Origin of the sequence: Micrococcus sp. CH7 (assembly GCF_001595485.1) — a bacterium.
Classification (GTDB): Bacteria; Actinomycetota; Actinomycetes; order Actinomycetales; family Micrococcaceae; genus Micrococcus; species Micrococcus luteus.
Window position 1 is genome coordinate 104491 of sequence record NZ_LOSQ01000029.1, and the last position, 20361, is coordinate 124851.

A 20361-nucleotide genomic window follows, 5' to 3' on the forward strand; every position below is an offset into this window, starting at 1 on the left:
CGGACATCAGCGCGGGCCGGCCGGCCCGCCAGGACGTCAGAACGGGGGCGTGGCGGCGACGGCGGCCAGCACGGGGTGCAGCAGCGGGGCCACGCCGTGCCCGCCCGGTGCGGCCGGGGCGGCGGGGTCCATCCAGTGCAGCTCGACGATCTCGTCCGTCGGCTCGGGGACCTCGTGCCGGGCGACGGGCCGCCACAGCGCGAACACCTCCGAGTGCAGGGCGGCACCGGGCTCGTTGGCCGCGGCGGTGTCCCACGCACCGAGGCGGGTCAGCTCGTCCGGGCGCAGGCGCAACCCGGTCTCCTCGGCCACCTCGCGGACGGCGGTGTCCACGGCGGCCTCGCCGGGCAGGTGCTTGCCGCCGGGGAACATGAACATGGCGGTGCCGGCCTTGCGGACGGTCAGCACGCGGCGGTCCGGGCGGGCCAGCACGACGGCGGAGACGCGGATGACCTCCCCGCCCGCGACGGTCGGCGTGCGGGCGGAGTCGGAGGGGGAAGGACTCATGCCCCCATCATCCTCCCCGGGCGGCTCAGAGGAGCGTGAGCCCCACCTTCACGGCGATTCCCAGCATGAGCACGCCCACCACGGCGTCCACGATCCGCCACGTCCGCGCCGAGTCCATGGACGGGGCGAGCTTGGTGCCGCCCCAGCCGAGCGCGGTGAACCAGACGAGCGAGGCCGCCACCGCGCCGCCCACGTACACCCACTTCGCCGCCCCGAACGTCTGCGCGAAGGTGCCCATCATCACCACGGTGTCGAGGATGGCGTGCGGGTTCACCAGGGAGACGGACAGCGCCAGCAGGATGATCCGCGGCAGCGGCGTCTGCGGGCGGTCCAGCGCCACGCGGCGCGGCTGCACGCGCTGCCGCACCGCCACCGACCCGCCGCCCGAGGGGGCGCCGAAGCCGGGCGCGCCGTCGTCGTGACGGCCGACGCCGGCCCCGGCCGGCTCGCGATCGGCCAGGCGGCCGGTCGCCGGGTCGATCAGCGGCAGCTCGCCGGTGAGGACCGCGAGGTCGATGCGGTCAGGGCCGTGCCCGGTCCCCTCGACGTCCGCGGCCGCGGTGGTGAGGGTCCGGTCCCCGCGCCAGGCGGAGCGCAGCGCGCCCACGGCGAACGCGAGGAGGTAGACCACGCCGGCCACGGTCAGCGCGGGCACGAGCCACGGCCAGCGTTCGGCCACCACGCCCACGCCGCCGGCGCCGAGCACGAGCAGCGCCACATCGGCCACGAAGCACACGGTCAGGACGGTCCACACGCGGTCGCGTCGGACGATCTGGCGCAGCAGGAACAGGGTCTGCGCGCCGATGGCGACGATGAGGGCGAGGTAGGTCAGGAATCCGGTGGCGAAGATGGTCACCGAGCGAGGATAGGAGCCGTCCCACGTCCGTGCCATCGCGATCTTCTTCAAGATCTGAAGACATCCTTCATGACCACCCCTACCCTGGACCGCATGAACTCCGACCACCTGCGCGCCCTCGTCGCGGCCGTCGACCACGGCACCTTCGACGCCGCCGCGGACTCCCTGCGGATCTCCGGCTCGGCCTTCTCGCAGCGGATCAAGGCCCTCGAGCGGCAGGTGGGCCAGGTGCTCCTGGCCCGCACCGTCCCCGTCCGGCCGACCGCGGCCGGAGAGCGCCTGCTCCGTCTCGCCCGGCAGACCCTCGCACTCGAGGACGAGGCGCTCGCCGCGCTCGGCCGCGGCGACGGAGGCCGCGTGCCGCTGCGCGTGGCCCTCAACGCGGACTCCCTCGACACGTGGTGGGAGCCCGTGCTGCGCGAGGCGGCGACGTGGGACGACGTCGTCCTGCAGATGCAGTCCGAGGATCAGGAGCACACCGCCGTCCTGCTGCGGGACGGCGCGGTCGTGGCCGCCGTGACGGACGACCCCACGCCCGTGGCCGGGTGCACCTCCACCCCGCTGGGCACGATGCGCTATCACGCGGTGTGCGCGTCCTTCCTGCTGGAGCTGCACCGCGACGCGCGGGGCCGGGTGGACTTCGGCTCGCTGCCGATCGTGGACTACGGCCCCCGTGACGGCCTGCAGCACACGGTGCTGCGCCGCGTCACCCGCGGCCGGCCCGTGGCCGACCCGCCGACCCACCTCGTGCCGTCCGTGCACGCGTATCTGCGGGCGGTGGAGCTCGGGCTGGGCTGGGGCATGCTCCCCTCGGTGCAGATCCCGCCGGGCGTGCTCGAGGGCCGGCACCCCGACCTCGAGCCGATCCCGGCCCTCGGCGCGGCCGACGTGCACCTGCACTGGCAGCGCTGGACGGCCGGGACCGCGGCTCTGGACCGCCTCACGGACGCGGTGCTGCGCGCCGCGCCCTCGGCGGGGGACACCGCGGACTGACGGGCGCATTCGAGACTCTCCCGGACACACCGCGACCCCCGCCGGAGGGGCGGGGGTCGCGGTCACGGGCCGCTCGGGGCGGCCGGGGTCGGGTCAGCGGGCGTCGCCGGTGCCCGGGCGGCGGGTGGCGTCGCCCAGGGTGCCGTCGGCCTCGCGACGGCGGGCGTCCGCGCCCTCGGTGCGCACGTCGCCGGCGCGGTCGTCCACGCGGTGCACGTCGTGGTCACGGTGCGCGCCGGCCACGTGGTGGTCGCGGCGCACGGGCTCGGCGTGCACCTCACGCTTGCGGCGACCGGCCAGGCCCGCGAGGCCCAGCAGGCCGGCCAGGCCCCACAGGCCCCAGTTGCCGTTGTCGTCCTTCTCCTCCTCCTGGGGGGCGGGCGACTCGGAGGCCGGTGCCGTGGTGGCGGTCTCGGTGGCCGGGGCCGTGGTCTGCGCGACGGCGGCGGGGGCACCGAGGCCGGTGACGACGGCGGCGCCGAGGGTCAGGGCGGTGGCGGTGCGGCGGATGTCAGTCATGATCGTGCTCCTCTCACCGGCGGCCTGCGCCGACCGGCGTCGGGGTGGATCGGCCGGAAGTCCCGGACGACCCTGTCGGTCATACACAGGCACCGTACGCATAGGGGGGTGGGGATACGTCAACGGTTGCCGTCCCGGGGTCAGGGCCGGCCGGCCCGGGCGGAGCCGCAGCAGGAGCCCGCAGCCCCCGGCCCGGCGCGCCCCGGGGTGCAGGGCACGACGACGTCGAAACGCGTCCACCCGCCCTCGGACGCCACGGTCACGTCCCCGCCGTGGCTGCGCGCGATCGAGCGCACGATGGCCAGACCCAGACCCGTGGACGGCTCCGTGCCCGGGGGGCCCGTCCGGCCCTTCCCGGGGCCGCGGACGAAGCGGTGGAAGAGGGTGGCGTGTCGGTCGGCCGGGATGCCGCCGCCGTCGTCGTGGACGCTGACGAGCATGAAGCCGGGCCGGGGCTGGTCCTGCCGCACGGAGGCCGTGACGGTGGTCCCGACGGGGGTGTGCTTGGCCGCGTTGGAGAGCAGGTTGCCGACCACGCGGGCCAGCTGCGACCGGTCACCGGTGACGGACCGCTGGGTGCCCGGCTCCACCCCCTCGGGCAGGTCCACCACCCACGTGTGGTCCGGCCACGCCGCGCGGGCGTCCATCACCCCCTCGAGGACCACCTCGGACAGATCCACCCGTTCGGCCAGCGCCACCTCCTCGGAGGGCTCCAGGCCCATGGCCCGGCCGCGCGAGACGGACTCGAGCCGTTCGAGCAGGAGCATGTCGTCCACGAGGGCGGCCATCCGGTCGGCCTGGAACAGCACCCGGTCGAGCGACCGCCGGCCGGCCGCGGAGAGCTCCTCCGTCATCGCGATCATCTCGGCGTAGCCGCGCACCGAGGCGAGCGGCGTGCGCAGCTCGTGGGAGGCGTCCGCCATGAACCGGCGCATCTGCTGCTCCTGCACGCGGCGCTGCTCCAGGGCCGCCTCGACCGAGCCGGTGAACCGTTCGAGCGCCTGGGCGACGACGGCCACCTCGTCCGGCCCCTGCAGGAGCCGAGGCGGCATGCGTGAGTCCTCCGGATCGAGCCCGGCGCGGGCCATGTCCACCTGGGCGACCCGCTCGGCGACGGCGGCGACCTCGCGCAGCGGGGCCAGTCCCCGACGCAGCCACAGGGTCACCAGGATCGCGGTGGTGAGGACGGTGACGGACAGTCCGACGGCGACCGCGAGCAGCGCCTGCCGTGTGACGTCGGACATGGCGCCCGTCGGCGCCCCCACCACGAGCACCTGGTCCGCGGCCACCCAGGGGCCCGGCGCGGTCAGGGTCTGGGCCTGGACGCGATAGGAGACGTCGCCGACGACGGCGTCCAGCATCGGCCCGCCCGGCCGGTCCCGGAGGGCGTGCAGAAGGTCGTGGGCCTCCCGCGCCGTGAGCGGCACGGACTCCCCGGCGTCACCGACCCGGTGCCCGATGAGGGCGTCCTGCTGATGCTCCTCCAGACCGGAGAGCGGGACGAGCGCGACCACCGTGCCCTCGGGCTGGCCGAGGGTGCCCGGCACGCGGAGGTCCCCCTGCCCCGGGCCGCCGTCGCCCCCTCCGCCCGGCGAGGGGGCCGTCAGCTGCTCCGAGGCGCGGATCCATGCTTCGGAGGCGTCCCGGGAGGCGGATTCGGTCAGCAGGGCCTTCGTGATGCCGGCCGCGTAGAACGAGTAGGCCAGGATGGTGGCCATCAGGATCAGAAGGACGCCGGCGCCGATGCGTCGGGCCAGCGACGTGGGCCGCCTGCGGCGGGTGCTGCCGTGCCCCGACGGGACCGCGGCGGTCTCAGGCAGGCCGGATGACATACCCGGCGCCGCGGATGGTGTGGATCATGGGATCCCGGTCCGCGTCGATCTTCTTCCGCAGGTAGGAGATGTACAGCTCGACGATGTTCGCGCGGCCGCCGAAGTCGTAGCCCCAGACGTCCTGCAGGATGCGCTCCTTGGAGAGCACCGTGCGGACGTTGGCCATGAGGAACTTCAGCAGGTTGTACTGCGTGGCCGTCAGCTCGATCTCGTCGCCGCCGCGGGTCACCTCGTGGGTGCGGGTGTTCATCACCAGGTCGCCGACCACGAGCACCTCGGAGCCGCCCGAGACCACGCCGGAGCGCTGCACGAGCCGGTGCGCGCGGATGAGCACCTCCTCCATGGAGAAGGGCTTGGTCACGTAGTCGTCGCTGCCGGCGGCCAGGCCCGCCACGCGGTCCTCGGTCGCGTCCTTGGCGGTGAGGAACATGGCGGGCATCTCCGACCAGTGGGCGCGCAGGCGATCCAGGACGTCCAGGCCGTCCATGTCCGGCAGCATGACGTCCAGGATCGCCAGGTCCGGACGGCCGGCGGTGCCCAGCTCGGCGGCGGTCGCGCCGTCGTGGGCCACGATCACCTCCCAGCCGCAGAGGGTGAAGCCCATGGAGAGCAGGTCGGCGATCATCGGCTCGTCGTCCACGACGAGCACCCGCACCGGCGCGCCGTCCGGGTGCGAGAGCTCGGGCAGGACCTTCTTCAGCTCCGCCATGGATGACGGGCCGGTGGTGCTCTGGATGGGGCTCACAAGGTTCCTCTACGTTCAAGAGACGGTTCACGGTGCCCACGCGGACGTCGCGGGCTGCGGGGGACGAGCGCCTCGCGACGGAGGGGCGACGCCGTTCCGGGGGATGGCGGACGGGCGGCGACCGGAGGCCGGGGGGTGCGCGGATCCCCCCTCGACGGAGCCCCATGCTACGCGGATCAGCCGGGTCGGCCCAGAGTCTTCTCGGATTGCGGACATCAGCGTGACTCGTCACAGCCCTGACGCATCCGGCGGCGCCACCGGGGCCGCCCTGTGCTGACGCCGCGCCGCGTGGCCCGCGTCAGTCGACCGGCTTCATGGCCCAGTGCGTGGCCAGGGTGCCGAACATGTGGGTCTCGTGCCCGATGTTCACGAAGCCGGCCTCGGCGAAGAGGTCCGCGACCTCGTCCGGCGTGTGGAACGCCTTCGTCGAGGAGGACAGGTACGCGTAGGCCTCCGGCCGGTCGGCGATCAGCTTCGCCAGCTGTGGCATCACCCGGTGGATGTAGAAGGAGGAGAAGGGCTTGAGCACGTTGTCCGGCGCCGGCGACGTCTCGAGGGCCGCGACCCAGCCGCCCGGGCGCAGCACACGGAACTGCTCGGCGAGGGTCGCCGGGATGTCCGCGACGTTGCGCAGCAGGTAGCCGTGGGTCACGGCGTCGAACGAGCCGGCCTCGAACGGCAGGTCCGTGGCGTCCGCGACGACCCACTCGATGCGGTCCCCGCCCGCGCGGGCACGGCCGACCTCCATCATCTCGGCGGCGATGTCGGCGCCCACCACCTGCGCGTCGGGGTGCTGCTTGAGCACCTCGAACGCGAGGTCCCCGGTGCCGGTGGCCAGGTCGAGCACGCGGGCCTGCGCGGGGATGTTGGCCCGCGCCACCGTGCGGCGCACCAGGCGCGGCTCCTGACCCCATGTCATGACGGCGTTCATCAGGTCGTAGCGGCCGGCGATGGCGTCGAACATCGCGGAGACCCGGTCGTGGTGGTCGGCGGCGCCGCGCTGCGCGTCGCCGCGCGGGGCGGGGAGGGGGTTCTGGCTCACCAGGCCACCGTATCCCGCCCACCTCCCCCGACGACGCCCCTCACCGGGATTGCACAGGGGAGTTAGGTTGCCCTAATCTTCCAGAGTTACCTCACGTCGGTGTTTGCTAATACCGGCCCGGCAGGGCCGACGCATCCTCCGACCGCAGACCCGACCCCCTCCGCCCGGCGCCCGCGCGTCGCGACCGTGAAAGGCCACCACCATGGCACCGTCCCCCCTGTCCCGCCGCTCCCTCCTCGCCAGCGGGGGAGTCGGGCTCACCCTCCTGCTCGCCGCGTGCTCCACCGGCCCGGCCGGAGGCTCGGCCTCGTCCTCGTCGGCCGGTGCGTCGTCGTCAGACGCCGCGGGCGGGGACGCCGCGTTCCCGCGCAGCATCGAGCACGTCTACGGCACCACCGAGATCCCGCAGCGCCCGGCCCGCGTGGCCACCGTGTCCTGGGTGAACCAGGACGTGGCCCTCGCCCTCGGGGTGGTGCCGGTGGGCGTGGCCGCCGTGGAGTTCGGCGGGAACGCGGAGAAGTCCACCGACTGGTTCGACGCGAAGCTCGCCGAGACCGAGGGCGCCCAGAAGCCCGTGCAGTGGTCCGAGGCCTCCGGCATCGACGCCGAGGCGATCGCCGCCGTGAAGCCGGACGTCATCCTCGCCGTCTACTCCGGCATCACGCAGGAGGACTACGACCGCCTCTCGAAGATCGCCCCCACAGTGGCCTACCCGAAGGACGTCCCCGCCTACGGCACCTCGTGGCAGCAGTCCACGGAGGTCATCGGCCGCGTGCTCGGCAAGGAGCAGGAGGCGGAGGAGCTCATCGCGGACCTCGAGCAGCAGATCAAGGACGCCGGCGAGAAGCACGCGGGCCTCCAGGGCGCGTCCTTCGTCTACGGCACCATCGACCCCGCCGCCGCGGACCAGATCAGCATCTACACGGACGTGGACAACCGCCCGAAGTTCCTCGAGCTGCTCGGCATGGAGCAGGCGCCGGTGGTGACGGAGAACTCCCCGGAGGACCAGGCGTTCTTCTTCACGTGGTCGCCCGAGCGCGCGGACGAGCTGGAGTCGGACGTGTTCGTCTCCTGGGCCGCCCAGGACTCGGTCCGCGAGGCCATCGAGTCCGACCCCCTGCTGGGCTCGATCCCGGCCGTGAAGGCCGGCGCCCTCGTCCTGCAGACGGACGAGCAGGAGGTCCTCTCCGTCTCCGCGATCTCCCCGCTGTCCATCCCGTTCGCGCTCGAGAAGGTCGTCCCGCCGATCGCCGAGGCCGCGAAGACCGCGCAGGGCTGATCCCTCCCCATGCCGTCCACGGCCCTGGCCTCCCCGGCCCGCGTCCGCGCGGGCGTGCTGATGGGCGCCCTGCCCGCGGCGCTGCTGCTGGCGGCGCTCGTGGCCGGCGTCGCCCTCGGCGCGCGCACCGTGCCGGCGACGACGGCGCTCGACACCCTGGGCGCGGTCCTCACCGGGCACCCCGTGCCGGAGGGCATCGAGGCGGCGGCCGTGGCCTCCCGCGTGCCCCGCGTGGTGACGGGGGCGCTGGTGGGGGCGGCGCTGGCCGTGGCCGGCGCCGCCCTGCAGGGGGCCACCCGCAACCCGCTCGGCGACCCGGGGCTGCTCGGGCTCTCCGCCGGCGCGGGGCTGGCCGTGGCGGCGGGCATGGCGCTCGGCGTCGCCGGCTCCACGTTCGGGGTGCTGGCGCTGGCCGCCGTCGGGACGCTGGTCGCGGCGGCGCTCGGCTACGCGGTGGCGGCGGCCGCCACGCGGAGGGGCCGGACGACACCCGGCGCCCCCTCCCCCATGGCGCTCGTGCTGGCCGGCGCCGCGATCACCGCCGGCGCCACCGCCGGCACCACGGCGCTGCTCGTGCTCTCCCCCACGGTCCAGGACCGACTGCGCTTCTGGGCCGTGGGCACGGTGGCCCGCGCCGACCTCGGCGAGGCGCTCGCCCTGGCGCCCGTGATCGCCGTCGGGCTGCTCGCCGCCGTCGCCGTGGCCCCCGGGCTCGACGCCCTCGCCCTCGGCGACGACCTCGCGCACGGTCTGGGCGGGCGCCCGGAGCGGGTGCGCGCGGTGCTGCTGGGCGCGGTCGTGCTGCTCACGGCCGCGGCGGTGGCGCTGGCCGGGCCGGTCGGGTTCGTGGGGCTGCTCGTGCCCCACGCGCTGCGCCGTCTGCGGCCGCCGAGCACGCGAGCCCTGATGGCCGGCTGCGCCCTGTGGGGCGCCGTCCTCGTGATCCTCGCGGACCTCGCCGGGCGGCTCGTCGTGGCGCCCGGGGAGATCCACCTCGGGGTGACCACCGTCCTGCTCGGCGTGCCCGTGCTGCTGGCGCTGCTGCGCCGCCCGGGGGTGGCCGCATGAACCTCCAGCACACCGCCCCGGACGACGTCGTCGCCCGCCTGCGCCGCTCCGACCGGCGCCGCCTCGGACGGGCCTGCGCGGGCCTCGCCGTGGCCGTGCTGGTCCTCGCCCTGCTGCGCGTGGTGTGGGGCACGTACCAGGTGACCGTCCCGGACCTCGTGCGGATCCTGGGCGGGGAGACGATCCCGGGAGCGAGCTTCATCGTGCTGGAGGAGAAGCTGCCCCGCGCCGTGGCCGCAGTGCTCACCGGCGCCGCCCTGGGCGCGGCCGGCGCGCTCTACCGGCGCACGCTGCGCAACCCCCTGGCCTCGCCGGACATCCTGGGCGTCACCCAGGGCGCCGCGGCGGCGGTCGTGCTGGGGATGCTGGCGACCGCCGGGCAGACCGGCGGAGGATCGGACCTGATGCGCGCCGCCACGGCACTGATCGGCGGCCTTGTGGCGGTGGCCGCCGTGTTCGCCACGGCCCGCTCCGTGGGGGGCGAACGGTTCGTGGTGGCCGGCATCGCGGTGGCGGCGGCGGGCCAGGCCGTGGTGGCCGGGGCGATGCTCTCGCTGGCCCAGCACGACCTGCAGTCGGCCACCGTCTGGATCGCCGGCTCGCTCAACGGCGTCACGTGGGGCCGCATTGCGCTGCTCGCGGGCGTGCTCGCGGCCGCCCTGCCGCTGGCGGGGGCGCTCCACACGCAGCTGGCCCCGGCCGACGTCGGCCCGGACCTCGCACACGCCCTCGGCGCCCGAGCGCGCCCCACCTCGGCCGCGGCGCTGGGGCTCGGCGCAGTGCTGGCCGCCGTGGCGACCGCCGTCGTGGGGCCGCTGGCGTTCGTCGCGCTGCTGGCCACCCCGGTGGCGCGCGGGCTCACCCGCGGCCTGCCCTCCCTGCCCGCGGCGGCGCTCACGGGCGCCGCGCTCGTGCTGCTCGCGGACCTCGTGGCCGGCGAGGCCGTCCCCCTGCTCACCGGCGCCGCCCTGCCCACCGGTGTGCTCACCGGCGCCGCCGGCGCCCCGCTCATGCTCTGGCTGCTGCTGCGCCAGGGCCGGACCCCAGGAGGCGTGCGCCCCGCATGACCGCTCCCCCGCTCACCGTCCCGTCCCCCGCCGCACCGCGCGCCGGGGCCGCCGACGACGTCGCGATCCGCCTGCGCGGCCTGACGCTCGGCTACGGCCCGGCCTCGGCACCGCCGATCGTCGAGGACCTCGACCTGGACGTGCCCGCCGGGCGCGTCACCGCGATCATCGGCGCCAACGGCTGCGGCAAGTCCACGCTGCTGCGCGGCCTGACCCGCCAGCTCGCCCCGCGCGCCGGGAGCATCGAGGTGCTCGGCCGGGACGCCGCCCGCGTGTCCGCGCGCGACTACGCCCGCACCGTGGCGCTGCTGCCCCAGCATCCCGTGGCGCCCGAGGGCATGACGGTGGCGCAGCTCGTGGCGCGCGGCCGTCACCCGCACCGCGGGCTCCTGGGCGGCCGGGCCGCCGGCGACGACGCCGCGATCGCCTCGGCGCTCGAGCGCACCGACCTCGTGGAGCTCGCCGACCGCGAGGCCGGCACGCTCTCCGGCGGGCAGCGGCAGCGGGCGTGGCTCGCCCTCGTGCTCGCCCAGCAGACCCCGGTGGTGCTCCTCGACGAGCCCACGAGCTACCTCGACCTCAGCCATCAGGTGGAGGTGCTGGACCTGGTGCGCGCGCTCCCGGACCCGCGCGGCGGGGGCCGGGCGACCGTCGTCGCGGTGCTGCACGAGCTGAACCTGGCGGCGCGCAGCGCGGACCACATCGTGGCGATGGCCGCGGGCCGGGTGGTGGCGCAGGGCACGCCGGGCGAGGTGATCGTGCCGGAGGTGCTGGCCGAGGTGTTCGGCCTGGACGCGGACGTGGTGGCCGACCCGCTGCTGGGCCACCCCGTGGTGCTGCCGCGCGGGGACGGGGACCGCCGATGAGCGCCGACGGCATGATCGTGGCGCACACGCGCGTGGTGTCCGTGGAGCAGCCGTGCCGCGGATTGCGGCGGATCGTGCTGGCGGGGCCGGACCTGGAGGCCGCCAGCGGGGACCTGCTGGGACTGCTGCCGCCCGGCGTCGCCGACCTGCACGCCCTGTACCGGGGCGCGCGGCCGCGCCGGGACGCCTACGTGAAGCTGCTGATCCCCCCACCGGGCGGGACATCGGCGGACCCGGACCTGTCCGCCGGGTTCCGGGCCGGGTTCCTGGCCATCCCCGAGGAGGAGCGCGGCTGGATGCGCACGTACACGGTGCGCTCGGCCGGGCTCGTGCGGCTCGACGGGCGGCAGGTGCCCTCGCTGACCGTGGACGTGGTGCTGCACGGCGACCCGGACGACCCCGCCGACCCGCATCAGGGGCCGGGCCTGCGCTGGGCGCGCGCCGTCCAGGCGGGGGACGCGGTGAACGTGCTGGTGCCCTCGGCGGAGGCGCCGGCGTGGTCCGGCTGGCGGCAGACGGGGGCGCACCGTGTGCTGGCCGTGGGCGACGAGACCGCCGTCCCCGCCCTGGTGTCCGTGGCGGAGGAGCTCGCGGACCCGTTCGGCGGGTTCGACGGCGAGGCGGACCTCGTGCTCGAGCTGCCCCACGACGGGCAGGCCGCCGACCTCATCGCCGAGCGCCTGGCCGTCCCCGAGCCGTGGGACTGGCGGGCCGTGACGGAGCTGACGGACCGGGGCCGCGTGCGCCTGCACGTGGGCCGCCGGGCGCCGGGGGCGCCGTCGGGGTCCTGGGCGCACGCCCGCCTCGCCGCCCTGCTGGGCGTGGACCCCGACGACGCCGGCGGGCCGGTCGCGCCGCCCGCGGCCTCCGTCGAGCGCGAGTGGACCGTCGCCGCCCTCGAGGCCGACGAACGGCCCGAGGCCTACGTGTTCCTCGCCGGGGAGTCCGCGATGGTGCGCGCCCTGCGCCGGCTCAGCGTGGGCCCCGGCGGCGTGCCGAAGAAGCACGTCTCCTTCATGGGCTACTGGCGGCAGGGCCAGGCGGAGAGCTGAGGAGTGGGGTGGTGGAGCGCCGCTCCACCCTCGCACCGGCGTCGGGCTCTCCCTACTGTGGAAGTCCAGCACCCGATCGAACCGAAGGAGAGATCCCCATGACCCGCACCGTGATCATCGGCGGCCACGGCAAGGTGGCCCTCCTCGCCGCACCCCTGCTGGCGGAGGCCGGCCACGACGTCGTCTCGATCATCCGCAACCCCGACCACGCCGAGGACGTCCGCGCCGCCGGCGCCGAACCGCTCGTCCTGGACATCGAGAAGGCGGACCAGGAGGAGCTGCTCCACGCGCTGCGCGACGCGGACAACGTCGTGTTCTCCGCGGGCGCGGGCGGCGGGGACGCCCAGCGCACCCGGGCCGTGGACCACGACGCCGCCGTCGCCAGCATGCGCGCCGCCGAGGCCGCGGGCGTGCGGCGCTACGTGATGGTGTCCTACCTCGGCGCGTCCCTGCACCACGACGTGCCCGAGGACGACCCCTTCTACGCCTACGCGCAGGCCAAGGCCGAGGCGGACGAGGCGCTGCGGGACTCCGGGCTGGCCTGGACCATCCTCGGTCCCGGCACCCTGACCGATGAGGAGCCGTCCGGCCGCATCACCGTGGACCCGGATCTCTCCGACTCCGATGCCCCGCAGCGTGGGGCCAGCCGCGGCAACGTCGCCCGAGCGATCGTGGCCGTGCTCAACGAACCGGGCACGGTGGGCCGGAAGATCGACTTCGTGGACGGCGACGTGCCCGTGGCCGAGGCCGTCCGCGGCGACTGACGCGCCGTCAGCGCCGGGGACCGCCCCTCAGGCCAGGCCGAGGCGGCGGTCCACGGTGCCGAGCACACCCATGAGCCCGGTGAAGCCGGCCAGGATCCCGGCGAGTACGACGCCCACGCTGCGTCGGCCGAGCCGCGGCACGTCGAGGAACGGGTACGGGTACCAGTCGATGCGGGGCCCGCGCGCCATGGTCGCCGCCGCCCACATCAGCGGGATGACCGAGGCCAGCCCGGCGCGCCGCGGCGTGATCTGCCCGCGGGGGTCGAACAGCGCCCACACCGCCGGGGCGAGCACGGGGTTGACGATGTGCTGCAGCGCGTCGTTGAACCGGTAGAGGAAGGTGTCCTGTTCGCGGCCGCGCAGCACCGCGTTGTAGACGATCCCCGTGACCATCACCGAGCCGAGGCCGGCGGTGCGCACGGCCCAGAACGCGTCCGACGTGGGCGCCTCACGACGCGCGGCCAGCGTCAGCGACGTGCCCGCGACCAGCGCGTTGGACAGCCACGTGAAGTACGCCGGCTGGTTGAGGGCGTGGGACCAGCCCGCGGGGAAACCGCCCTGATAGCCGACGCCCGGGATCACCATGGAGTCCTTGGACATGCCGATGGGGAACGAGGTCAGGCACCCGATCAGCGGCAGTGCCCCCGAGACGTGCCACGCCAGGCGGCTCCGACGGTCCACCGGCGGCACGGGACGCGGCTGCAGCCGGGACACGACGGCGTGCGCGATCCGCTCACGGACCCCCTGCGGGGCGGGGCGGGTGCGGCGGAGGGAGGGCAGGCTGACGCGGAGGGTGGAAAGGGGCATGGGGGGTCGTCCTCGAACGGTGGAGTCAAGGGATGAGACCGCCCATTCTCACATGAACAGCAGTTGAACGAAAGGGAGCGAGACGGAGAACATCGCCGCGCCCCCCTCCTGCCCGCCCCGCCGCCTCAGTGGGCGCCGGCCTCCTCCAGCGGCAGGATGCGCTCCGGATCCTCGACCTCCACGCGCACGCCGTCGGCCTGCAGCCGGCGCACGCCCTCGGCGATCAGCCGTCGGCCGACGTCGTCGATCCGGTCCACCCGCGTGAGGTTGAGCACCACGGTGCGGATGGGCCCGTCGTTCTCGTCTTGGGCGGCCACGGCGGCGGCCTCGTACACCGCCCCGCCGCCGGTCGCGGCCGCGAGCGCCGCGCTGTCCGCCGCGGCCTCCTGCCACCGCGGGTAGACGGCGGCGTCCCAGCCGGTGCCGGGCTTCTCCGCACCGGTGCGCAGGTCCGTGAGCGCGTCCAGCACCGCCTCGGCGCCGCCGAACCGGATCACGCCCTGCAGGTGCAGGAACACGCGGTCACCCTCGCGTTCCACGAAGCGCACGGCGGTTCCGCCCAGGCTGTCGCCGTCCATGAGGTGCAGCCGGAAGTCCTCGGAGAGGCGGCGGCACGCCAGCACGCCGCGCGCCGAGTTGCCCACCTCGTCCAGGCGCGGCGAGAACACGCCGATCCCCACGCGGCCCGGCAGCGCGCCGAGCACACCGCCGGCCACCCCGGACTTGGCCGGGATCCCGACGTCGGCGAGCCACTGCCCGGCGGCGTCGTACATGCCGGAGGAGGTCATCACGGACACCACGCGCCGCGCCACGATGGACGGCAGCACGCGCTCACCCGTCATCGGATGGATGCCCCCGGTGGCCAGACACGCGCCCATCACGGCGAGGTCCTTGGCGGTGACGAGCACGGCGCACTGCGCCACGTACCCGGCCACGATCTCCTCGGCCGAGTCCTGCAGCACCCCGTAGCTGCGGAGCATGTGCCCCAGGGAGAGGTTGCGGTCCGAGACCGCCATCTCGGACTCGTACGTCTCCCGGTCCACCGCGAGCCGACGCCCGGCGAGCAGGGACATGATCTCCACGGCCCGGTCCAGCCGCTCCTTCCGGCTCGCCTCCGGCCCCACCAGCAGCTGGTGCACCGCGAGCGCGCCCGCGTTGATCATGGCGTTGTCCGGGCGGTGCGACTCCGCCTCGAGGGAGAGCTCGTTGAAGGCCTCGCCCGAGGGGTTCAGCCCCACCTGTCGGTCCACGGCGGCGAAGCCCCGGTCCACGAGCGCGGCCGCGTACGTGAACGGCTTGGACGCGGACTGGATGGTGAACTCCACGTCCGCGTCCCCCGCGGAGTGCAGCCGCCCGGTGGGGGTGGCCAGCGCGATGCCGAGGCGGTCCGGGTCCGCCTCCGCGAGCACGGGGATGTACTGGGCCGTCTCTCCCGGGTTCACGGCGCCGAGCTCGGTGATCAGGCTCGCCAGGTAGTCGGGGATCGGGTGTCTCATCTCAGGCCTCCCAGCGCAGGCAGGTCAGGGGCTCGCCCCCGGGCACGGGCACGTGGCCGGTCGCACGGAAGCCGAGCCGCTCATAGAACGGGACGGTGGCGGGCACGGACGCCTCGAGGTGCACGGGCAGACCCGACGCGCGGCGCTGGCCGTGGCGCACCAGCGCACTCGCCGCCCCGCGCCCGCGGGCGGACGGGACGGTGCCGACCTCCTCAAGGTACCAGTGCCGGCCTGCCGGGCGGGCACGCTCGCAGGCGGCCTGGATCCGCTTCAGGGCGAGGGTGTGGCGGCCGTGGACGGCGACCGCGGTGGGCAGCCCCGCCAGCAGGCCCGGCACGTCGACCCCGCGGGGGGCGGCGGGGGAGGTCCACACGGCGGCGCCGAGCAGCGTGCCGTCGGCCGCGTCCACGGCGACGTCCACGGCGCCCAGCGGGGCGCCGTCGGCCCCCGCGCGCAGCCCCTGGCGCACGGCGGCGGTGAACTTGCGCTCGAGGCGGGGCCCGCGCCGGTCCTCGGGCACGAGCCCGAGCGTGTACGGGTCCGTGGCGAAGGCCTCGGCGAGGACGGCGCCCACGCGGCGGGCGGTGTCCTCACGGGCTCCATCCGGGCGCAGGGTGAGCACGTGGACGCGGGGGCGCGGCGCAGCGGGGTCCGGGGAGGTCATGGCCGCCAGTCTAGGGACGGGGCCGGGCGCGTCATCGGACCGGCCGACGAGCGTTCCGTCCCGTGTGATCGGCGACACTGGTGGGCATGGACTTCTCCGCACCGCTCGCCCCGGCCGCACCGCTCGCCCCGGCCCCCGCCGCAGACGCCCCGCCCGCCGACGTCGTCGCCCGCCTGCAGGCGGAGCTGCCCGGCCGCGTGGACGTCTCCGCCGCCGCACTCCAGGCCGCCCGGGCGGACCGCTCGGGGCATCGCTCCCCCGCCGCGCCGCGGGCCGTGGTCCGCGCACGGACGGTGGAGGACGTGCAGGCCGCGTGCCGGATCGCGCACGGCACCCGCACCCCGCTGGTCACCCGCGGAGCGGGCACGGGGCTGGCCGGCGGCGCCGTCGCGGGGGCGGGCGAGATCGTCCTGGACATGACCGCGATGGACCGGATCCTGGAGGTCTCCCCCGCGGACCGCGTGGCCGTCGTCGAGCCGGGGATCCTCAACGGGGCGCTGAACGCCGCGCTCGCCGAGCACGGGCTGTGGTGGGCCCCGGATCCCGCGTCGAAGGACATCTCCACGGTGGGCGGCAACATCGCGATGAACGCCGGCGGGCTGCTGTGCGCCAAGTACGGCGTCACGCGCGAGGCGGTGCTGGGCCTGGACGTGGTGCTCGCGGACGGCACCCTGCTGCGGCTGGGCCACCGCACCGTCAAGGGGGTGACCGGCTACGACCTGGTCGCGCTGATGATCGGCTCGGAGGGCACGCTCGGCGTGATCGTGGGCGCGACGCTGGCGCTGCGGCCGGCCGTGCGCGGCGTGCCCGTGACGCTCGGCGGGTTCTTCCCGGACGTCGTCGCGGGCGCCGCCGCGGCCGAGGCGATCACCGGGGCCGGTCACGTGCCCGCCCTGATGGAGCTGATGGACGAGGCGACGCTCGCCGCGGTGCGCGCGCACGCGGGGCCCGAACGCGGGGCCGCCCTGCCCGAGTCCGGCGCGTTCCTGCTGGTGCAGGCCGACGGCGCCGGCGCCGAGGCGGACGGGGAGGCCATGGCCGCCCTCATGCGCGCCCACGGCGGGGACGTCACCGTGACCGTGGACCCCGCCGAGGGGGAGGCCCTCATGGCCCTGCGCCGCACCGCGTTCCCCGCGCTCGAGCGCCTCGGCACCCCGCTCGTGGAGGACGTGGCCGTCCCGCGCAGCCGCATGGCCGAGATGTTCGCGCGGATCCGTGAGATCGAGGCACGCACCGGCGTCGCCATCCCCACCACGGCCCATGCCGGGGACGGCAACCTGCACCCGATCCTGCTGTTCGGCGCGGCGGCGCAGGTGGGCGGCGCGGCCGAGGACGCCGCGTCGATCCCGGCGGACGTGTGGGAGGCCGCCGGCGAGCTGTTCCGCGCGGGCCTGGAACTCGGCGGCACGCTCACCGGCGAACACGGCGTGGGCCTGCTCAAGCGCGCGTTCCTGCGAGACGAGCTCGGCGACGCCCAGCACGACCTCCAGCAGCGCATCAAGGCCGTGTTCGACCCGCACGGCATCCTCAACCCAGGAAAGGTGTTCACCCCGTGACGCAGCCGACCACCCCCGAGACCCCCGCCGACGCCGGCACGCCGACCCCGTTCGAGGTCGGGCTGCAGCTGCGCTGGTCCGACGAAGACCGCTACGGCCACGTCAACAACGCCCGCCTGCTCACCCTCGCCGAGGAGGCGCGCGTGCGCGCCCTGGCCGCGTGGGCCACGACGACGGCGTCCCCGGACGTCCAGCGCGTCGTGCGGTCCATGGAGGTCCAGTACGAGGCGCCCGTGGTCTACGCCGGGCCCGAGGTGACGGCGCGGGTGTGGATCCTGCGGATCGGCCGGACGTCCTTCACGCTGCGCCACGAGCTGTGGCAGGACGGGCGGCGCTGCGTGCTGTGCGACGCCGTGTTCGTGCAGGTGGACCCGGCGGCCGGGCGGCCCGTGGCCGTCTCCGACGAGGAGCGCGCCGCCTTCGAGCGCGTGCTGATCCCCGCCGAGGACTGACGGGCCGCCGTCGGGCCTGTGGACGGCCTGCCGTCTCGCAGGATCCCGCCGTAGGCTCTGAGGCCATGGAGCAGGACCCTTCCCCGGACGCGCCCGCGCCCTCGGCGGACGTCGAGGCGCTGCGCGGCACCCCCGTGTCCGAGTTGACGCAGCTCACCCCCGCGGCGTCAGGGGCGCTGGAGCGGCTGCGCCGAGACGTCGAGCGCTTCGACCTCGAGTACCGCTCGGCCCTGCTCCAGGTGGAGGCGCGGCTCGAGGTGCTGCGGGACGAGTTCACGCACCTGCACGACTACAACCCCATCGAGCACATCGTCACGCGGGTGAAGTCGCCGGAGTCGATCCTGCGCAAGGCCTCCGCCCGCGGGCTGTCCCTGGACCTGGACGCGCTGCGCACCAACGTCACGGACATCGCCGGGGCGCGCGTGATCGTCAGCTTCGCCCGGGACGTGTACCGCGTGTTCCGCCAGTTCACGCAGCAGCCGGACATCCGGGTGCTCGAGGTGGAGGACTACATCTCCCGGCCCAAGCCCTCGGGCTACCGCAGCCTGCACTGCCTCGTGCAGGTGCCGATCCACCTGTCCACCGGCACGATCCCGGTGACCGTGGAGATGCAGTTCCGCACGAGCGCCATGGACTTCTGGGCCACGCTCGAGCACAAGATCAACTACAAGTTCGACGGCGGCGTGCCCCCGGACATCGCGACCGAGCTCGTGGCCGCCGCCCGCGTGGCCGCGGACCTGGACACCCGCATGGAGCGCCTGCACGACCAGGTGCAGGAGACCGACAGGGACGACGACGCCGCCGCGGCCTGGGAGGACGACGGCGGTCCCGTCTTCGAGGACGAGCCGGCGGCGGGGCCGGGCGAGGCGCGGCCGGGTGACGACGCGCCCGGCGCGTCCACCGTCTGAGCCCCTCCGTCCACACCCGGCGGGCCGCGTGCACAGGGTTCTCCACAGAGTTGTCCACAGGTGTGGATGAGTCACACGCGTGTGATCCAGCAAAGCAGAGCAGGGCGTGACCGCAGGCCAGGGAGGACATGCGGAGGGAGCGGCTGCCGGTAGCCTGAGCCGATGCCCTCCACCGCCGTGCCGCCGCGCGACTCCGGCGCCGCCTCCACCCTGCCCGCCCGCACAGGGCACCGCGGGGTGTCGATCCTGCGCACCGCCGCCCTCGTCCTCGTGGTGGCGGCGTTCGTGTGGCTGGCACTCACCGTGCGCCTGCCCGGCGTGGACGAGCTGCGCGCCCAGCTGGACGGCTTCGGCTGGTGGAGCTGGCTGGCGTTCACCGTGCTGTACGCGGCCGTGGCGCTCACCCCCATCCCCGTGACGATCATGGCGGTCACCGCCGGTGTGCTCTTCGGCGCGATCGAGGGGACGGTGCTGTCCGTCGTCGGAGCCCTGCTGGGCTCGCTCGGGGCGTACGGCATCGCGCGCGCGGTCGGACGCGAGGTGGTCCTGCGCGGGCTCGGCCGCCACGCCGAGACCGTGGAGCGGCGGCTCGAGGACACCGGGTTCCTCGCCCTGCTGGCCCTGCGCGTCGCCCCGGGGCTGCCGTACTGGCCCGTGAACTACGGGGCGGGCGCGCTCGCCGTGCCGCTGGGGATCTTCGCCGGCTCCACCGCGGTCGGCGTGATCCCCGGGCAGCTCTCCCTCGTGGCGATGGGGGCGTTCGCGGTGCGCCCGGGCGTCGTGAACGGCGTGCTGCTCGGGGTGGGCTGGCTCGCCGTGGGCGGTCTGACCCTGTGGGCGGTGCGGCGCTGGCGACGGGCAGCCCGGGCCGCGGAGGGGCCGGCGGGCTCGGAGGGGCCGGAAAGCCCGCGGAGTGGTCAGGACACGCCGTCTCCGCGTGCGCGACGCGGCGTGTCGTGACCACTCTGCGCCGGACGTCAGCCGAGGGTTGTGTACCGCACGCCGAACTTGCTGCTGACCTGCAGGAACACGAGCACGTCCGTGCCGCGCGCGTAGGCGGGCATGCCGTACCAGGTGCGGGGTTCGAGCTCCGGGGCCGCCTCCGTGACGATCCGGTGCACCCCCACCGCCATGGCGCGGTCCTGCTCGGGCATCTCCTCGATCTTCACCAGCAGGTCCTGCAGGGCGTCGGCCTTCTTCCTGCCGCCGCGCTGGGCGCGCAGCTCCTGCGCGCGCTCGGCGATCGCGGCCTGCTCCGCGGCGCTGAAACCGGTGGACTCGCTCACGGTGCCTCCTGGGGTGCGGGGACGGGTCCTGCCCTGGTCTCAGCCCCGACGGCCCAGGCGACCGAGCAGGCGGGTCTGCCGGTCGGCGTCGTCGGCCACGGGGACGGGCTCGCCCAGGATGCCGGGCGTGTAGGCGGCGTCGCCGAACAGTTCCAGCGACTCCTCCACGCAGTCGATCTCCGCGTCCGTGAACCGCGCGTCCACGCCCTGCGAGCGGGCCAGGTCCCAACGGTGCACGATCACGTCGAACGCGTGGAAGCGGATCAACGCCTCGCCCACGGGCATCTCCCCGAGCGCGGTCTTCATGGGCCGCATGATGAACTCCTCGTCACCGGCGAGGGCGGACATGGCGGCGGCGTGCTTGGCCCACTGGGTGGCCAGCTGCTGGCGGGACCCGTCGAAGAGGGGCACCTCCCGGCCCTGGCGGGCGGCGAAGTCGCGCTGGCCGGCGATCACGTGGTCCAGCAGGTCCAGCGCGTCCCAGCCCTCACACGGGGTGGCGGCGTCCCAGTCCCGCACCTCCCGGACGACGGCGGTGAACGGCTCGGCGGCCGCGTTCCAGCGGGCCTCGACCTCGGTGGCGGGGATGGACATGGTGCTCT

22 protein-coding genes are annotated in these 20361 nt (G+C 75.3%); 11 read left to right on the top strand and 11 right to left on the bottom strand.

What is annotated here, in order from left to right; translation table 11 throughout:
• Positions 1 to 36 precede the first annotated feature (36 nt).
• Positions 37 to 507, bottom strand: coding sequence for an NUDIX domain-containing protein (locus tag AUV08_RS08505; RefSeq protein ID WP_061866760.1), 471 nt, complete (start codon positions 505 to 507; stop codon positions 37 to 39).
• Positions 508 to 532: 25 nt separating this feature from the next.
• Positions 533 to 1363 (bottom strand): LysE/ArgO family amino acid transporter, encoded by an 831-nt coding sequence (locus AUV08_RS08510; RefSeq protein WP_231862037.1) that lies wholly within the window; start codon positions 1361 to 1363, stop codon positions 533 to 535.
• A gap of 69 nt (positions 1364 to 1432) precedes the next feature.
• Here AUV08_RS08510 and AUV08_RS08515 point away from each other — a divergent pair, with 69 nt between their 5' ends.
• Positions 1433 to 2356, top strand: coding sequence for an ArgP/LysG family DNA-binding transcriptional regulator (locus AUV08_RS08515; RefSeq protein ID WP_084776531.1), 924 nt, complete (start codon positions 1433 to 1435; stop codon positions 2354 to 2356).
• A gap of 93 nt (positions 2357 to 2449) precedes the next feature.
• Here the strand turns inward: AUV08_RS08515 and AUV08_RS08520 are convergent, their stop codons facing one another.
• The 4 genes from AUV08_RS08520 to AUV08_RS08535 form a co-directional block, all read right to left on the bottom strand.
• Entirely contained in the window at positions 2450 to 2875 is a 426-nt protein-coding gene (locus AUV08_RS08520) for a WGxxGxxG family protein (protein WP_061866758.1), read from the bottom strand.
• Positions 2876 to 3015: 140 nt separating this feature from the next.
• Positions 3016 to 4593 (bottom strand): HAMP domain-containing sensor histidine kinase, encoded by a 1578-nt coding sequence (locus tag AUV08_RS08525; protein WP_223247485.1) that lies wholly within the window; start codon positions 4591 to 4593, stop codon positions 3016 to 3018.
• 94 nt (positions 4594 to 4687) lie between these two features.
• Positions 4688 to 5416 carry a response regulator transcription factor gene (locus AUV08_RS08530; protein ID WP_036314541.1) on the bottom strand — a complete coding sequence of 243 codons (729 nt, stop codon included), beginning with the start codon at positions 5414 to 5416 and terminating at the stop codon, positions 4688 to 4690.
• Positions 5417 to 5750: 334 nt separating this feature from the next.
• Positions 5751 to 6494 carry a ubiquinone/menaquinone biosynthesis methyltransferase gene (locus AUV08_RS08535; RefSeq protein WP_036314489.1) on the bottom strand — a complete coding sequence of 248 codons (744 nt, stop codon included), beginning with the start codon at positions 6492 to 6494 and terminating at the stop codon, positions 5751 to 5753.
• Between the two features lie 202 nt (positions 6495 to 6696).
• On the opposite strand from AUV08_RS08535, the gene AUV08_RS08540 reads away from it, so the two are divergent.
• From AUV08_RS08540 to AUV08_RS08565, 6 genes are all read left to right on the top strand, one after another.
• Positions 6697 to 7773 (top strand): ABC transporter substrate-binding protein, encoded by a 1077-nt coding sequence (locus tag AUV08_RS08540; protein WP_036314491.1) that lies wholly within the window; start codon positions 6697 to 6699, stop codon positions 7771 to 7773.
• A gap of 9 nt (positions 7774 to 7782) precedes the next feature.
• Positions 7783 to 8841, top strand: a complete 1059-nt coding sequence (locus AUV08_RS08545; protein WP_036314493.1) for an iron ABC transporter permease — start codon at positions 7783 to 7785, stop codon at positions 8839 to 8841.
• Positions 8838 to 9908, top strand: a complete 1071-nt coding sequence (locus AUV08_RS08550) for an iron chelate uptake ABC transporter family permease subunit (protein ID WP_036314495.1) — start codon at positions 8838 to 8840, stop codon at positions 9906 to 9908. Before AUV08_RS08545 ends, AUV08_RS08550 begins: the two co-directional genes overlap by 4 nt.
• Positions 9905 to 10774, top strand: coding sequence for an ABC transporter ATP-binding protein (locus tag AUV08_RS08555; RefSeq protein WP_036314497.1), 870 nt, complete (start codon positions 9905 to 9907; stop codon positions 10772 to 10774). The genes AUV08_RS08550 and AUV08_RS08555 overlap by 4 nt, the downstream gene beginning before the upstream one ends.
• Positions 10771 to 11826, top strand: a complete 1056-nt coding sequence (locus tag AUV08_RS08560) for a siderophore-interacting protein (protein WP_036314499.1) — start codon at positions 10771 to 10773, stop codon at positions 11824 to 11826. The genes AUV08_RS08555 and AUV08_RS08560 overlap by 4 nt, the downstream gene beginning before the upstream one ends.
• A gap of 98 nt (positions 11827 to 11924) precedes the next feature.
• Positions 11925 to 12590, top strand: a complete 666-nt coding sequence (locus tag AUV08_RS08565) for an SDR family oxidoreductase (RefSeq protein ID WP_036314501.1) — start codon at positions 11925 to 11927, stop codon at positions 12588 to 12590.
• A 27-nt stretch (positions 12591 to 12617) separates the two neighbouring features.
• On the opposite strand, the gene AUV08_RS08570 is transcribed toward AUV08_RS08565, so the two are convergent.
• The 3 genes from AUV08_RS08570 to AUV08_RS08580 form a co-directional block, all read right to left on the bottom strand.
• Complete coding sequence (locus AUV08_RS08570; protein WP_036339002.1) at positions 12618 to 13397, bottom strand: Pr6Pr family membrane protein; 780 nt, start codon at positions 13395 to 13397, stop codon at positions 12618 to 12620.
• A gap of 125 nt (positions 13398 to 13522) precedes the next feature.
• Positions 13523 to 14893, bottom strand: coding sequence for a glutaminase A (gene glsA, locus AUV08_RS08575; RefSeq protein WP_036339005.1), 1371 nt, complete (start codon positions 14891 to 14893; stop codon positions 13523 to 13525).
• A gap of 1 nt (position 14894) precedes the next feature.
• Entirely contained in the window at positions 14895 to 15557 is a 663-nt protein-coding gene (locus AUV08_RS08580) for a GNAT family N-acetyltransferase (protein WP_061866755.1), read from the bottom strand.
• A gap of 86 nt (positions 15558 to 15643) precedes the next feature.
• Between AUV08_RS08580 and AUV08_RS08585 the strand changes: the two genes are divergently transcribed.
• From AUV08_RS08585 to AUV08_RS08600, 4 genes are all read left to right on the top strand, one after another.
• Positions 15644 to 17113 (top strand): FAD-linked oxidase C-terminal domain-containing protein, encoded by a 1470-nt coding sequence (locus tag AUV08_RS08585; protein ID WP_268259801.1) that lies wholly within the window; start codon positions 15644 to 15646, stop codon positions 17111 to 17113.
• A complete protein-coding gene (locus AUV08_RS08590) occupies positions 17110 to 17565 on the top strand; it encodes a thioesterase family protein (protein ID WP_060974353.1) in 456 nt (151 codons plus the stop codon). Before AUV08_RS08585 ends, AUV08_RS08590 begins: the two co-directional genes overlap by 4 nt.
• A 65-nt stretch (positions 17566 to 17630) precedes the next feature.
• Positions 17631 to 18473 (top strand): GTP pyrophosphokinase family protein, encoded by an 843-nt coding sequence (locus AUV08_RS08595; protein ID WP_036314511.1) that lies wholly within the window; start codon positions 17631 to 17633, stop codon positions 18471 to 18473.
• Between the two features lie 162 nt (positions 18474 to 18635).
• On the top strand, positions 18636 to 19433 hold the full coding sequence (locus AUV08_RS08600; protein WP_020624722.1) for a TVP38/TMEM64 family protein: 798 nt from the start codon (positions 18636 to 18638) through the stop codon (positions 19431 to 19433).
• A gap of 17 nt (positions 19434 to 19450) precedes the next feature.
• Here AUV08_RS08600 and AUV08_RS08605 read toward each other — a convergent pair whose 3' ends face one another.
• Positions 19451 to 19759 carry a hypothetical protein gene (locus AUV08_RS08605; RefSeq protein WP_036314546.1) on the bottom strand — a complete coding sequence of 103 codons (309 nt, stop codon included), beginning with the start codon at positions 19757 to 19759 and terminating at the stop codon, positions 19451 to 19453.
• A 39-nt stretch (positions 19760 to 19798) separates the two neighbouring features.
• Positions 19799 to 20353: a TIGR03086 family metal-binding protein gene (locus AUV08_RS08610; protein ID WP_036339014.1), complete on the bottom strand. Its 555-nt coding sequence runs from the start codon at positions 20351 to 20353 to the stop codon at positions 19799 to 19801.
• Positions 20354 to 20361 lie beyond the last annotated feature (8 nt).